The organism is Cyanobium sp. BA20m-14 (assembly GCF_024346295.1).
In genome coordinates, this window is sequence record NZ_JAGQCR010000067.1 from 1 (window position 1) to 13225 (window position 13225).

Annotated in this window: 19 protein-coding genes, 2 pseudogenes and 1 riboswitch; of the genes and pseudogenes, 7 read left to right on the forward strand and 14 right to left on the reverse strand. The window is 63.6% G+C overall.

The genetic code is table 11. The annotated features are described in order from the left end of the window. Positions 1–78 precede the first annotated feature (78 nt). Entirely contained in the window at positions 79–474 is a 396-nt protein-coding gene (locus tag KBZ07_RS08095) for a hypothetical protein (protein WP_254931132.1), read from the reverse strand. Between the two features lie 74 nt (positions 475–548). Here KBZ07_RS08095 and KBZ07_RS08100 point away from each other — a divergent pair, with 74 nt between their 5' ends. Beyond that, complete coding sequence (locus tag KBZ07_RS08100; protein WP_254931133.1) at positions 549–791, forward strand: type II toxin-antitoxin system Phd/YefM family antitoxin; 243 nt, start codon at positions 549–551, stop codon at positions 789–791. Between the two features lie 5 nt (positions 792–796). Further along, a complete protein-coding gene (locus tag KBZ07_RS08105; protein ID WP_254931149.1) occupies positions 797–1207 on the forward strand; it encodes a type II toxin-antitoxin system VapC family toxin in 411 nt (136 codons plus the stop codon). Between the two features lie 278 nt (positions 1208–1485). On the opposite strand, the pseudogene KBZ07_RS08110 reads toward KBZ07_RS08105, so the two are convergent. The 4 genes and pseudogenes from KBZ07_RS08110 to KBZ07_RS08125 all read right to left on the reverse strand — a co-directional run. Further along, a pseudogene (locus KBZ07_RS08110) lies at positions 1486–1842 on the reverse strand (GDP-mannose 4,6-dehydratase); the annotation flags it as partial. A gap of 98 nt (positions 1843–1940) precedes the next feature. Beyond that, complete coding sequence (locus KBZ07_RS08115) at positions 1941–2234, reverse strand: hypothetical protein (protein WP_254931134.1); 294 nt, start codon at positions 2232–2234, stop codon at positions 1941–1943. After that, positions 2231–2497, reverse strand: coding sequence for a hypothetical protein (locus KBZ07_RS08120; protein ID WP_254931135.1), 267 nt, complete (start codon positions 2495–2497; stop codon positions 2231–2233). Before KBZ07_RS08120 ends, KBZ07_RS08115 begins: the two co-directional genes overlap by 4 nt. A 346-nt stretch (positions 2498–2843) precedes the next feature. Beyond that, complete coding sequence (locus KBZ07_RS08125) at positions 2844–3464, reverse strand: HupE/UreJ family protein (protein ID WP_254931136.1); 621 nt, start codon at positions 3462–3464, stop codon at positions 2844–2846. Positions 3465–3489: 25 nt separating this feature from the next. Then, positions 3490–3637, reverse strand: a riboswitch (cobalamin riboswitch). A 38-nt stretch (positions 3638–3675) separates the two neighbouring features. Between KBZ07_RS08125 and KBZ07_RS16445 the strand changes: the two are divergent. Beyond that, positions 3676–3741: pseudogene (locus KBZ07_RS16445) on the forward strand (MerR family DNA-binding transcriptional regulator); the annotation flags it as partial. A gap of 60 nt (positions 3742–3801) precedes the next feature. Further along, positions 3802–4239: a hypothetical protein gene (locus tag KBZ07_RS08130; RefSeq protein ID WP_254931137.1), complete on the forward strand. Its 438-nt coding sequence runs from the start codon at positions 3802–3804 to the stop codon at positions 4237–4239. Here the strand turns inward: KBZ07_RS08130 and KBZ07_RS08135 are convergent. From KBZ07_RS08135 to arsS, 4 genes are all read right to left on the reverse strand, one after another. Continuing rightward, on the reverse strand, positions 4199–4894 hold the full coding sequence (locus tag KBZ07_RS08135) for a phosphoribosyltransferase (RefSeq protein WP_254931138.1): 696 nt from the start codon (positions 4892–4894) through the stop codon (positions 4199–4201). The two genes, KBZ07_RS08130 and KBZ07_RS08135, sit on opposite strands and share 41 nt — an antisense overlap. Before the next feature lie 161 nt (positions 4895–5055). After that, positions 5056–5604: a translesion error-prone DNA polymerase V autoproteolytic subunit gene (locus KBZ07_RS08140; RefSeq protein ID WP_315860149.1), complete on the reverse strand. Its 549-nt coding sequence runs from the start codon at positions 5602–5604 to the stop codon at positions 5056–5058. Between the two features lie 48 nt (positions 5605–5652). Further along, positions 5653–6216: a hypothetical protein gene (locus tag KBZ07_RS08145; RefSeq protein WP_254931139.1), complete on the reverse strand. Its 564-nt coding sequence runs from the start codon at positions 6214–6216 to the stop codon at positions 5653–5655. Between the two features lie 67 nt (positions 6217–6283). After that, positions 6284–7246: an arsenosugar biosynthesis radical SAM (seleno)protein ArsS gene (gene arsS, locus KBZ07_RS08150; RefSeq protein WP_254931140.1), complete on the reverse strand. Its 963-nt coding sequence runs from the start codon at positions 7244–7246 to the stop codon at positions 6284–6286. 24 nt (positions 7247–7270) lie between these two features. Between arsS and KBZ07_RS08155 the strand changes: the two genes are divergently transcribed. Further along, positions 7271–7702, forward strand: coding sequence for a Hepatitis C virus core protein (locus tag KBZ07_RS08155; RefSeq protein ID WP_254931141.1), 432 nt, complete (start codon positions 7271–7273; stop codon positions 7700–7702). 124 nt (positions 7703–7826) lie between these two features. Further along, entirely contained in the window at positions 7827–8063 is a 237-nt protein-coding gene (locus tag KBZ07_RS08160) for a hypothetical protein (RefSeq protein WP_254931142.1), read from the forward strand. A 36-nt stretch (positions 8064–8099) separates the two neighbouring features. On the opposite strand, the gene KBZ07_RS08165 is transcribed toward KBZ07_RS08160, so the two are convergent. The 5 genes from KBZ07_RS08165 to KBZ07_RS08185 are packed head-to-tail and all read right to left on the reverse strand — an operon-like array spanning position 8100 to position 11282. Next, positions 8100–8378 carry a DUF427 domain-containing protein gene (locus tag KBZ07_RS08165; protein ID WP_254931143.1) on the reverse strand — a complete coding sequence of 93 codons (279 nt, stop codon included), beginning with the start codon at positions 8376–8378 and terminating at the stop codon, positions 8100–8102. A gap of 16 nt (positions 8379–8394) precedes the next feature. After that, positions 8395–9072 carry a M23 family metallopeptidase gene (locus KBZ07_RS08170; RefSeq protein WP_254931144.1) on the reverse strand — a complete coding sequence of 226 codons (678 nt, stop codon included), beginning with the start codon at positions 9070–9072 and terminating at the stop codon, positions 8395–8397. A 15-nt stretch (positions 9073–9087) separates the two neighbouring features. Then, complete coding sequence (locus KBZ07_RS08175) at positions 9088–9663, reverse strand: DUF2808 domain-containing protein (protein ID WP_254931145.1); 576 nt, start codon at positions 9661–9663, stop codon at positions 9088–9090. Between the two features lie 6 nt (positions 9664–9669). Continuing rightward, a complete protein-coding gene (locus KBZ07_RS08180) occupies positions 9670–10944 on the reverse strand; it encodes a glutathione S-transferase N-terminal domain-containing protein (protein ID WP_254931146.1) in 1275 nt (424 codons plus the stop codon). Further along, a complete protein-coding gene (locus KBZ07_RS08185; RefSeq protein WP_254931147.1) occupies positions 10941–11282 on the reverse strand; it encodes a P-II family nitrogen regulator in 342 nt (113 codons plus the stop codon). Before KBZ07_RS08185 ends, KBZ07_RS08180 begins: the two co-directional genes overlap by 4 nt. A 382-nt stretch (positions 11283–11664) precedes the next feature. Between KBZ07_RS08185 and KBZ07_RS08190 the strand changes: the two genes are divergently transcribed. Next, positions 11665–13146: an ammonium transporter gene (locus tag KBZ07_RS08190; RefSeq protein WP_254931148.1), complete on the forward strand. Its 1482-nt coding sequence runs from the start codon at positions 11665–11667 to the stop codon at positions 13144–13146. Positions 13147–13225: the final 79 nt, after the last annotated feature.

Sequence of the window (13225 nt, forward strand, 5' to 3'; positions counted from 1 at the left end):
CCCTGCTCACCGCCGACGCCCGTGCGGCGAGGGCTCCCGGCCTGCTTTGCTCCGTGGAAGTGATGAACCCATGAGCGTTTACATCGTAGATTCTGGGCCCGCAGATTGTTCGAGCACTTGGTGAGTGCCACCGGCAGGCAGGCCGTAGGTGTGGTGCCAGGCGTTCACCAGCTGGTCGCTGGCCGCCTTGCGCGGGTCGTAAGGGGTGATTTCCGAGAAGCGGCGCTCGGATGGCAGCTGCTCCCAGTGGGCGCGCACCGCCTGCAGCAGATGGAAGGTGCCGGTCACGTTGCTGTCGATGTAGACGAAGTCCGGCGAGCTCATCGAGCCGTAGGCGGCGGGACCCTCGATCGAACGGTCCACGTGGTTCTCGGCCGCCTGAGGCAGGGCCTCGATGCTGGTGAGATCGCTGACGCAGCTCCACTTGTCGAGGTTGAACACCAGCACGTCGCTCTCGACCAGCAGGCGGCGCACCACGGCGCTCGGCGGGATATCTGCAGCACTTCCCCAAGCCAAGTAAACGAGTTCAATAACCAGCTCAAAAGGCTATGGAGCGTTCCATCGGCGCCTTTGAGGCCAAATCCCAGCTCTCGCGGCTGCTGCGGGCCGTGGAGCATGGCGAGCACTTCACGATCACTGTTCGGGGTAAGCCCGTGGCCGACTTGGTGCCCCACCAACATCTCTCCAGCCATGGCGTAGCCGTAGCCATCGAGGCGATGCAGGCTCTCCCGCTTATTCGCGGCGTCCAAGATGCCGACCTGGCGAACTTCGTGGAGGAGGGGCGACGTTGACCCTCGTGATTGATGCCTCCATGGCCCTGGCCTGGATGTTTGAACGTGAGCAAGCCAGTGACGCAGAAAGGGCCAGCAGACTCCTGGCCGCTTGTGGTGAGAAAGCCTGGTGGGTGCCGGGCCTCTGGCATCTTGAAGTGGCCAATGCGCTGGTGGTAGCCGAGCGGCGCGGTGTCATCGCCCAGAGTGCCAGCGATCTATTCCTGGCCAGGCTCCGCAGCTTGCCGATCTGCACGGATGCAGAAGACACCAGGGAAGTCCAATCCAGGGTGATCCTTCTGGCCCGTTCCCATAACCTCTCTAGTTATGACGCCACCTACCTGGACTTGGCTCTCCGGCTCAGCGCAACCTTGGCCAGCTTTGATCGCCGGCTGATGCAATCAGCCGCAGACCAGGGCGTAATCATCTACCAGTAACTGGAGCGATCTTTGGCTGCGCGATCCCAGGACCCATTACTGGACTCGCGTAAGTGACCGTAAAACCCATTTAGCTAGCTGGTTTTGTTCATTTCAAACATTGGACAGCGGCTCGCGCCTCAATACAGACCCTTTGAATACCCACAAAGTCCAGCTCACTGGCTGAATCACCCTCCACCTCCAGGTAGAGACGGCACAGTTGCCACAAAAAAACCTTCGCTAGCGCTCCACCACCACATTGAAACGGCGCGTCATTCCTTTCCAGCATTCGTGATGCCGCCGCCAGCACCCCCAGCCAACCGCCGCAGTAGGGCATCCACGTGGTCTTCCACTAACAGCCAGTCGCGCACGTTGAGGCCATCGCCCGGGATCAGCTTCTCGGGAAACTGCCAGGGGCCGTAGGTGTGGTGCCACGCGTTCACCAGGTGTTCGCTGGCCGCCTTGCTGGCCGAATAGAGGCTGCGCGGGTACCAGGGGGTGGTTTCCGAGAAGCGCCCCGTAGGCCTCAGCGAGCCAAACACCTCGCCGGCGCTGATGTGGTGGAATCTGTTGGTGCGCAAGATCTGCAAGCGGCCCACGCCATTTGGCTGATCGGCATGAGCCGCTAGAACACGCGTGTTTGTGGTCACCGAGGTCGATCAAACGGCTGTTGTGGCCCACTACGCCTGGTGAATGCCGAATCCGAGCAGATCCTTGGCTTCTATGAGCACCTGATGCCGGCCGGCGCTGGCGTTCATCGATAGGCCGAATCGTGATCAGGGTGAAGGGAGAGCAAGCGCAACCATGGACCATCGCGCCAGGCGACGGCCCGGCAGCTGCGCGAGATGCGCATCGAGTAGAGCCGTTGACCGTCTGGCCCTTGGCGGCTCTGGATCAATTCCCAATGCAGGCCTTTGCTGGCTTGGATCTGCTCCCAAGTCATCGCCTGCAGGAGTTTGAGTGTCTTGAAGACAGCCCAGGCGTCCGGTTTGTTGAGCGCGAACAAATTGGCCTGGAATTCGGGGTTGTTGAAATCCAGCTGAATCACGTGCCGCTTAGGTGCTGCTCCAGCGCCTCGAGATCAGCAGGGCTGGATGGTTCGGTCATGGCCAGCAAAGCCCGATCAAGCCGAGCAGATGATTCCGGCTGATGGAGCCAGAGTTCAGAATCTGGAATGGTCTGCGCTGTCTTGATTACCCACACGCCAGGCTCGCTGCTGTCGATCAACACGGTGCGCCCCGCGTACTCCTTACCAAGGGAGATCTGGCCGCTCGCGCCGACCTGCTTTGCCACCAGCCGCGAGCTGTTCATGCCAGTACCGCTTTCATGCCAACCTAGCGAGACGCTGACTGGAATCTGGCCACTTGAGTTGAGGTGGTGGATGCTTCGGTTCTGGCAGATGCTTCGGTTCTGGCAGATGCTTCGGTTCTGGTGGAGGCACTGTTAATCCACGGCGCCGCCAGCGCCCGGCTTGCGGAAGCCAACCTCCAGGCCCCAGACCTGATTGATGCCGAGCTGATCTCGGTGCTGCGCCGCCTGGTACAAGCTGGTCGACTGCCTGAGCAGCACGCCCTGCGAGCTCTGATCACCACCCAGCAGCTCGGCCTTGCGTCGACGTGTCAGCGTCGGTCGCCCCCTGCCAAAAGACTGGGATCCTTCAACCGGCCAAAAGGCCAACTTGGCCTATGGCAAGTAGGCCTCCGATCGCAATCAAGGTGATTGCTGCTGCCTTGGTAAGGGATGGGGGCAGTTTCTTCAGGAGCAGGCAGGTCCCAGCGCACACCAGGGCAGAACTGAGCAGGGCGCCACTCCACCAGATCAAGGTATTGCCCTCTTGCGGGGCCTCCAGGCCATGGAGCATGGCGTGAATGGCAACCCCTGAGCCAACTACTGCGCCAACCACTGCGCGCCTGATGCTGATCGGCCCATTGGCGTCGGCCGTCCCGACGGCCTTGCCTGCCAGCAGGCTCAAACCAGCCACCGCAGAAATGGAAAGTGCCGCCATAACTTCAGCAGAAGGAAGATTCAAGCCAGCCAGACCGATGGCCGCGCCGAGAACTGCCCCCGCCAGCGCCCAGACCAGCAGGCGGGCAGAGATCAGGGAGGCGGCGGTGCCCACGGCCATCAACATGAACAGGTGATCGAAGCCGAGCAAGGGGTGGGTTAAGCCACCCAGGGCCCCACCAGCGGCGGCGCCATGGGCAAGGACGGGACTTGTGTCCAGCAGCATGACTGCACCTGCTGCGGTGGCGATCAGGGGGGCGGTGAAGCGTTTCATGGGTTGTCTCGGTCCGCGCCGAGGACGATGGTGAGCAGATGACGGTGAGTGTTCTGGCTCAGGGGGCAAACCCTTCACAGTTGCGGGACAGCGGCGGAATTGGGCAAACCCTCACCGCACTTTCCTCTTGTGACCACTGCAGGGGCAGTGGACCCGTTCCCCCACTATGGATGGTTGGAACACCAATGGAGTGATGGATTAGCCCGCCCTACCCATCGGTGAGATTGCCAAGCGCTTGGGAGTTTCAGTGAAAACGATTCGTTTTTACTGCAATTAAGGAACTTCATCGACTGTTAGATAGATGGCAGGATTGCGGCGATAAATATCCCATAGCGCCATGCTCAGCGGCACCCGCCATGCCCCGAGGCTGATCACCCTCTGGATCACCTGGTTGCTGGCCATGCTTTTCCATGTGGATCTGGGGCTGATGCCGCTATTCCATGGCCAGTCACCTGAGATCGAGAGCCACGTACCCGCCAGCGCCCTGCCCCTTTTGTTTGGGGCCATGCTCGGCTACTTTCTCCTGCCCCTGATCGCGATCGTGCTGATCGCCTATGCGGATACTGCGGCCGCGCCTGCTAAGCGCTGGCGGCCCTGGCGCCGCATCCACTTCTGGTTCAGCGTCGTTTACTCCATCACAAATCTGCCCCATCTGATCGCCGACATCGTCGTACCCGATGCCCGACCTGATCAGATCGTGCTGATGCTGGCCCTCACCGGGTTCGGCCTGCTGATCAATCTGGAGGGCTGGCGCTGGTGGAGGCAGAACGCCTGAGTTGATTCCGAGCCGACTCAAGAAGCTCGAGCACCTCCTGATCGCTGAGCTGGTTAAACGTTTCAAACCACATCCCAACCGCAGCGAGCTGGTCGACGATCGCCACCGCTTCGAGCTGGTCGACCATCCCGGCCAACTCCCCGGCCACCGCGCGATCCACCACCGGCACGGCCAAGGTGAGGCTGCAGGGTTGAACCTGCTGCAGCGCCAGCAGGGCTGCCTTCACCGTCATCCCGGTGGCGATGCCATCGTCAACAACGATCAGATCCCGTGCCTGCAGCTCCTGGGCCACCGGATCACCAAACAGGCGCTGACGCCTTGCCAACTCCAGCTCCTCAGCCTGCAGCCACCCATGGGAGCGGGCCATCGCCTCGCGGCGCCGCGCCTCCCCCCCATTGCGCCAAACCGCCACCCCCTGGCCAGCGATCGCTCCGATCGCCACCTCCGGCCATTGGGGATCCGCCACCTTGCGCACCGACCAGGTCGCCACTGGTAAGTGCAGCCGCCCAGCCAGGGCCACCGCAACTGGCACCCCGCCCCGCGGCAGGGCCAGCACCCTGGTGTTGCTGCCGCAGTGGTGGCTGGATCCCAACCGCTCCGCCAGGGCCAGGCCAGCCTGATACCGGTTGGACCAAAGAGGTGGCTGCTGCAGCATCGCCCCACGAATCGAAGCCCCCCAAATTCTGAACTGTCGCCAACTGAGTTGCCCGCACAACAGCCGGCCCTGGCCGGTCTTCAGCTAAAAGGGCCCCGACCCAACTAGCTGCGGCCCCATCCCTTCCATGGCTCCCCAAAAAACGCCCTCTCCCCGCACCATCAAGCTGCAGATCCTGGGCGCCGTGTTTGTGCCGATCGCGCTGCTGGGGCTCTGGCTGCGCTCCCAGGGCTTCTGGTGAGGTGATGCACCGCATGGATCACCACACCCCAGATCAGCAGATCGGGATCCTCCCCCTGGAGGGCGATCGCGGGGCTGGTGGCATCACTGGCCACCAGCCGCCACTGGCTCGGGCGCCCTTCCAGCCGACGCAGCACAAAGCCACCCTGGTGCACCGCCACCACGGTGGAACCTGAGCGCGGAGCCACGCTGCGGTCAACCACCAACAGATCACCGTGGTGGATGCCATCGCCACGCATGGCGTCGCCATCCACGCGCATCAGGAAGCTGGAACTGGGGCGCGGCATCAGAACCCCATTGAGATCGATCACGGCCTCGACGTAATCGTCGGCGGGGCTGGGGAATCCCGCGGAAACCGACTCCAGCGCCAGGGGCAGGAGCAGGGGAGCCTGGTCCTGGGAGAGGGGGCCCAGCCAAACCAGGTCACCGGCTAGATCACTAGGGGGATCGCAAGAGGGATCGCAAAACATGGCACCCGAACCCCGCCAGCGCGAAAGCTCAGAAACAGTACACCCGTATCAATCGCCGCAGCCACGCCGCACCACCTCGGCCCGCAGGGCCATGAGCTCGCGGGCTTCGGGCAGCTGGGGAGAGAACAGCAGCGCCCAGGCCAACGACACATCGCCCCCATCCAGGGCTGTCTCGATGGCCGCAAGCCAGGCCGGAGGGCGCTGGCCCAGGGAGCGAATCAGGGCTTCGGTGCTGGCCATCCGCTGGGCCGATGCACCCACCAGCTGCACATGGGCAAAGGCGCCCTCGGGGGCCTGCCGGGGCCGCAGGCGCAACAGCACAACCTCACCTGGGGTGATCGGATCGAGGGGCCAGCTCAGGGGGGCCTGGAAGGTTTTGCCCGCAGCCGCCCGCTGCTGCCACACCAGGCGGCCCTGGCGTTCGATGCGAAGTTCCAGCAGCGGATCAATCACCACCAGCTGGGGCCGGGGCGTGGGCACCAGGCCAAGGGCATCGCCCTCGTGCACCGCTTCCACCCGGGGAGACACCACGCAGACCGCCACCGGCGCTGCCGGCCCCTGCAGGGCCAGGGCCGGCAGCGCCGCCAACACCCCCAACCAAGTCAGGAGCACAGAAATGACAGGGGGTCTGCTCAAGCGAACCTGCCCGAAGCCGTGGCCGGGATCAGCCAGAACGTTCTCAGAGACTAGGTGGCTGACTGAGGGCACCAGCACAGCTGGAGCCCCCACCGGCCGTGCAGCCGAAACAGTGGTCGGCCACCGCAATCGGATCCCCCGCGGGATCGTGGACCAGGAGGTCCCGCAGGTGGTGCCGGGGCCGGCTGGGCGGGGCAGCCGCCAGGCCCAGCTGCTGGTTGAAGTCACAGTCGAACAGCCAGCCTTGCCAGTCAACGCTGATCAGGGAGCGGCACATCACCTGCTCGAGATTTTCGCTGCGGTGGCGGGCCTGCAACAGCTCCTGGTAGGGCTCCAGCTGGCCCCGCGCCTGGAGCCAGCTGGCAAAGCGCTGGATCGGCATGTTGGCCAGGGCGTAGAGACTGGTGAACACCACCCCGTGCTCGCTGGCCAGCACCCGGCGGTAATCGGCTTCCAGCTGGGCCTGGGGGGGAGGCAAGGCGGGGCCCTGGGGGTTGTAGACGAGGTGGAGGCCAGGCCCCCCGTCCGGCTGGCCGTAGCCAAGGGCATTGAGCTGGCGCAGGGCCGCGATGCTGCGGGCAAACACGCCTGATCCCCGCTGAAGATCAACGTTGGCCGCCAAGTAACAGGGCAGGGAGGCCACCACCGTGACGCCTTGGCCTGCCAGAAAGCGGGCCAGATCCTCCTGACCGGGCTCCGAAAGGATGGTGAGGTTGCAGCGATCGATCACCTCGACCCCCAGCCGCCGGGCCGCCACCACCAGCTGCCGGAACTGGGGATGGAGCTCCGGCGCCCCACCGGTGAGATCCAGGCAGCCGAGGCCCCGGGCGGCCAGCACCTTCGGAATCAGAGACAGGGTGTCCCCGTCCATCGCTTCGGTGCGGGTGGGCCCCGCATCCACATGGCAGTGGCTGCAGGCCTGATTGCAGCGGTAGCCCAGGTTCACCTGCAGGGTGGTGAGGGGGCCGCGCCGGAGTGGGGGAAACGCCAGGTGGTGCGTTTTCAAACCTCTCCATCCTGCCCGCTCACCATGACCGACGATGGGTCCATCGCCTGCCCAACGTTTGCGATGTTGCAGCAGCCCCCCCGCGGCTACGTCACCCTGGCCCGGCTGGGACTGGTGGCCAACGCCCTGGCCATACCGGTTGGCCTGGCTGTGATTCTGCTCGACAGCTGGCGCACGCCGAATCTCGTGGTCGGGGCGAGTGCGGTGCTGCCCACCGCGGTGGTGGGGCTAGTGGCCTCGATCGGCCTGCTGAAATGGCGCGCCTGGGGGCAAATCCTGGCGATCGTGGCCCTGGCCATGGCCCTGGCGGTGGCCCTGCCCTACGGCATCGTGCGCCTGGCCCTCTTTAGCGAGGGCAGGCTGGTGACGGCCCTGCACTCTGGCCTGCTCTGGAGCGCCACTACGGCCGCCCTAGTGTTCTGGAGCCGGTCGTGCATCAGGCGCTACCTGATCTGAGCCCGGAGGGGCCGCTAGCAAAGAAGCTGGAGGCGATACGGGAAGATGTTGTCAAGGTGACAGTTTCCAGCTGGCACAGGCGCGATTATTTCCCGATTAGTCCAATTGAGCAGCGAAGCTAGACATGGCCAGTTTCCGTCCCCAATCCACGGCCCACGTGCGCCACTACAGGCTGGTGGATCGCCAGGGGGCCCCCCACCCGGTACTCGATGATCTCTACGAGTCTCTCGATGCAGCCTGGTCTGAGGCCATGGGGTGGTGGCAGGACCACTACGGCAGTAGCCAGGAGCCGGTGGACATCGGCGTTGAGGTGAGCACCGCCAGCGGTGACTGGCGCACCCTGCGTTTTCCAGGTTGCTGAGCTCACCTGAGCCAAGCTGAGCAACCAGAGGACTGATCAGCCGACCTTCACCCCCTTCCAGAAGGCAACCCGGCCCAAAATGGAGGCGGCGGCCTGCTTGGGCTCCGGATAGAACCAAACGGCGTTGGCATTCACCTGACCGTCCACCACCAGGTCGTAGTAATGGGCAGTGCCCTTCCAGCCGCACACCGAGGTGTGACTGGAAGGACGTATGCAACTGGAATCCAGCGAATCGAGGGGGAAGTAGGCGTTGCCATCCACGGTGACGATGTCATCACTGCTGGCAATCACCCGACCATTCCACTGGGCTTGCATGGGCATTGGGCCGCAACTAGGGATCCATTGTGGCAACAAGCGGTGTCAGGGCAGGCTGTATCAAGGCAGGTGGGGGCAGCAGGGGCGGCAGGTGGGGGGTGGGATCGAGGGCCAGAAGACTGGAGCCCCGGCGGCGCAGCTCAAAGTGCAGGTGGGGCCCACTGGCCGAGCCCGTCATGCCCACCGCCCCCAGCACCTCCCCCTGGTTGAGCCGCTGGCCCATCGCCACGCTGGTGCTGAGCAGGTGGGCGTAGAGGGTTTGCCAACCCGCACCATGGTCGAGCAGCACGGTGGTGCCATAACCACTGATCGACTCCACCAGCAGCACCCGGCCGGCACTAGCAGCGAGCACAGGCGTGCCCTCGTCGGCGGCCAGATCCACCCCGGTGTGCATGCGCCAGGCGCCCCGGCGCTGGGAATAGCGCCAGCCCCAGGGGTCCATGCCGGCGGCGAAGCGCTTGAGGGGATAGGTCAGGGCCGGCGGCCTGGCGGCCTCCCCTGGGGCCGGGGCGAGGGAAGCCGGGGCAAGGGAGGCAGAAGCGAGCGCATCCTCAGGCTGCACATCCGCCACCACAACCTCTAGCGGCAGCTCCTTGGGCATGGGCACTGGCGGCTCTGCCTGGGCCCGCAGAGGTGGGGGACCGGCGAGCCCGACCCACACGAGCAGCACCAGGGGCCAGCGCCAACTTGCCATAGGGCAGACGATGGCTCAGGGCCAATCGGGGTCGTAGATGCGCAGGGTGCCAAATCCCACCGGTGCTGGCGAGGGGTTAGGGCCGGCTGGGAAGGCGGTCACCTGGAACATATAGGTGTCTGAGCTGGCCGGATTGTTCCAGGGCTTCAACACCACGGTGACGGTTTGCCCAGGTGAAACCGGCTCGGGGAATCGGAGTGTGAAGCGGCGCGCATCACTTTCAAAGCTGGCCTCGACTGGCACCCGGGCACCCTGGCGGCGGGGCCGCCCCAGAAACGCCGAGGTGCGCTCGACAAAAAAAGGAAACCGGGTGTCCACGCCGCGGGTCTGCTGAATGGTCAGGCCACCGAGGGAGGCCCCGGCCTCGGGATCGAGGCTGATGGTGAAGTAGTACTCGGCGCGGCTTTGCCAAACGGTGGTGTAGTAACTCACCAGGTCCACATTCCAGGGGGGCCTGGTGAAGTAGGTGGTGCCCCGCAGTTCCATTGCCACAGCCGCGGGGGCCAGAGCTGCGGGGGCCAGGCAGGTGGCACCCAGGCAAGCCGACAGGGCCCAGCCGGGGGCGATCCGGCGGAGAGGAGAGAGCGGCACCGACGATCAGGCGAGTGGCAAAACCCTAGGTGGGGTCTGCAGAAATGGCTGGGGATCCTGGTCGCGCCGGTGGGCCACGGGAATGGCTGGCCCCTGGAGCGCGCCATCCTGGGGATCCAGGGCCGCGGTGGCCTCCAGAGCCTGGCGTAAGCGGCGGGCCGCATGGAGGGGCATGTCGCGGGGCACACTGATTCGATCCCGCAGGTAGCGCAGAGAAGCGGCACTGCCGGGCGGCGGCGGCAGTGCCCCGCCCCGGATCAGGGCAGTGAGGGCCGTTCGCAGGGGCAGATCGAAGCCCGCCGGCCCCGCTGGGTTCCTGGCCAGGATCGGAGCGCGGTGCTTCAACACCCGGCCCAGGGCCACAGCCGCGGAGTGGGCTGGTTCGGCCTGGCTGGTTTCCGGATCGGGCGCCTCGATCGGCCAGGGGCCCCTATCAATCCGGGCGGCCAGCTGCCGCTGAACCTCCGAGCCACTGGCGTAGCAGCCGCCCATCTGGGGCGGTAGGTCGTGGGCGTGGGTGTGAAAGTCGCTCTGGGTGCCGAGGTAGGTGGTGCGCTGCTCCAGCGCGGCAAACCAACGGTCTATGGCGGGGTATTGGCGGCGCAGCAGGAAGCCTTTGTAATAAGCCAGGCTTGCCGCCATCCGCTCCACGTAGGGCACGAACACCAGATCGGCGCTGCTGAGCTCCCCCAGCAGGAAGGGGCCAGGCTGCAGCTCAAGGGCCTGCTGGAAGGCAGCGGCCATTTGGCCGAAGGCGGCCTGGGCTGAAGCCTCCTGCCGGGGCCCGAGCCCCGCCGCGCAGAGCCACTGGCACCAGGCACGGAAGAGCAGCCGCTCCAACTGGCGCAACTGGAGCACCTCGGGGTCGCCCATGGCCGGCCCCAGGCTGCCGAAGGCCCGCTCCAGAGCCTCAAGGATGCGATCACTTTCAGTAATCAGGCGCCCATCGAGCTGGAGGGCGGGCAGCATGCCTGTAGGCACAAGCCCCTTGAACCAGGCCTCCTTTTCGCCGTAGCAAAACATGGTGACCTTGCGGATCCGATAGGGGATCTGCTTTTCCTCGAGCCAGAGCCACACCTTCTGGCAGTAGGGACACCAGGCATGGTGGTCACGGAAAAGGGTGACCCGCAGGGCATTCTCCGGTTGGCCAAAGAGACGCAGGTTGGCTTGGGCGTTGGTGGGGCCCAAGCCCGGATCCGGCTGGTCGCTAGAGAGAAGCTGGAGCTCTGCCCAACTCAAGGCAGCGTCTGGTTTGGCCAGGGCAGGGGCGGGGGGGCTCAATCCAGGGTGGCGTCGCCGGTTTCGCCGGTGCGGATCCGGATGGAATTTTCCACAGGGGTGACGGTGATCTTGCCGTCGCCTACTTCGCCGGTGCGGGCAGCGGCCTGAATTGCATCGAGCACACCGGCCACTGCAGAGTCGGTGACAACCGTTGTGATCATCATCTTGGGCAGCAGGCGCGCCTCAATTTTCACCCCTCGGTAGACCTCGGTGTAGCCCATCTGCTTGCCGAAACCCTGGACGGATGAAACGGTCAGACCATTGATGCCAAGGGCTACCAGGGCATCCTTGACCAGTTCGAGCTTTTCAGGACGGATGACAGCTTGAATCTGTTTCACGCGATACCAGTGGCAATCGTTTTGTTCTTAGCGAAAAAGCAGGCGCCCCTTCTGTAGCAACCGATTCAAACGCCGCCCAAGGGGTCAGGCCCAGCAAAAGGGCCGAATTCGACAAACCCAACTCCAAGAACCAATCTTACAAAGAAGCAGAACTTCGCTTCCCGCACTCATAGCTCAGAAATAATGCTCATGGCGAACATTTTGGGGATTTTGTTCGAAAACTTTGCAGTCGGGCGGGAATCATTGCGGCGAGGCTCCGAACCCCTGCCTGGGCGCGATTTGGTAACAAAACGAACATCCCATCTCCCTGGAAGAGCTCATTGTTCCCAGCGTTGGGATTTCGACCATCCCCCATCTGCGCAGCCGTCCCTCTGAACTGCCCATGACCATTGCATCCACCCCTCCGAGGCGCAGACGCCTCCACGAGGCCAGCCTCTCCGAAGGTCCGATGATGTTGTTCCGCAGCATTCGCGGATTCAGCAGCAGCCGCTCCCTCGTTTGGCTGGCCTGCGTGCCCCTGGCCCTTTTTGGCCTGGGTGTATTCAATCTTTCAGCCCACGCAGCCGAGCTTCCCGAGCTCACTCCAGCATTCCTCGCCAACAATCTCCTTCTGCTGATTTGCGCGATTCTGGTGATCTTCATGAACGCCGGTTTCGCCATGGTGGAAGCCGGGCTATGCCGCCAAAAGAATGCCGTCAACATCCTCTTTAAGAATCTGCTGGTCTTCGCTATAGCAGCAAGCGCCTACTGGTTCATCGGCTATAAGTTGATGTACAACGCAGACTGGGTGATTCCCGGCTGGCTGAAGTTCGGGGGGCTTTTCTTCGATCCAACCGTCACTCCTGAGATGGTTACTGATGGCAGCCTGGTTCCAAGTGTTGACTTCCTCTTCCAAGTTGCCTTCGCAGGCACAGCAGCCACAATCGTTTCAGGCCTGGTGGCTGAACGTATTAAGCTCACTACTTTCATCATCTTCTCTATCTTTCTGGTGGGTTTCATTTACCCAATTATGGGTAGCTGGCAATGGAATTTCCCCGACGATGCCGGCCTCGGTGGTGGCTGGCTGAATCGTTTCGGTTTCATTGATTTTGCCGGCTCCACTGTGGTGCACACGATGGGTGGCTGGGCTGGTCTGATGGGGGCCATCATCCTCGGCCCCCGGATCGGCAAATTCATCGATGGCAAGCCCCAGGCGATTCCTGGCCACAACATGGCCATCGCCACCCTGGGCTGCCTGATCCTCTGGATCGGCTGGTATGGCTTCAACCCCGGCTCCTGGCTTTCCATGGCCCCCGAGGTTCCCTACATCGCTGTCACCACAACCCTTGGTGCAGCTGGTGGCGGTATCGCAGCCACCTTGGCCTCCCAGCTGCCAGGCTTCGGCCCTGACAAGCGGCCAGGCAAGCCTGACATCACCATGACCATCAACGGTATCCTCGGCGGCCTGGTCAGCATCACGGCTGGCTGCGATGCCATCTCGATGACTTCTGCCTGGGTCATGGGTTTCCTTGGCGGAATTATCGTCGTCTTCGCAGTGGCATTGATTGACAGCCTAAAAATCGATGATCCGGTAGGCGCCTTTTCAGTCCACGGATGCTGCGGCATCTGGGGAACCCTGGCGGTGGGCCTTTTCCACATCGACAAGGGCCTGTTTACCGGCCACGGCTTCTCCCAGCTGGGCATTCAGTTCGTCGGCTCTCTCACCTTTGCAGTGGTATCAATCGTTGCATCGTTGATTCTCTGGTCGATCGTCGGCGCCTTCTTTGGAGGCATCCGGGTCGATTCTGAAGAAGAGATCGTGGGTCTCGACATCGGCGAACACGGCATGGAGGCCTATCCAGACTTCGCCGCTGCGGCCAAGTAGGGATTCAGCCAAGCCCTTCCCCCAGCCCGCGGCCAGCCGCGGGCTTTTTTGTGCCTAAATATTTGGGCGAAAATTTGTG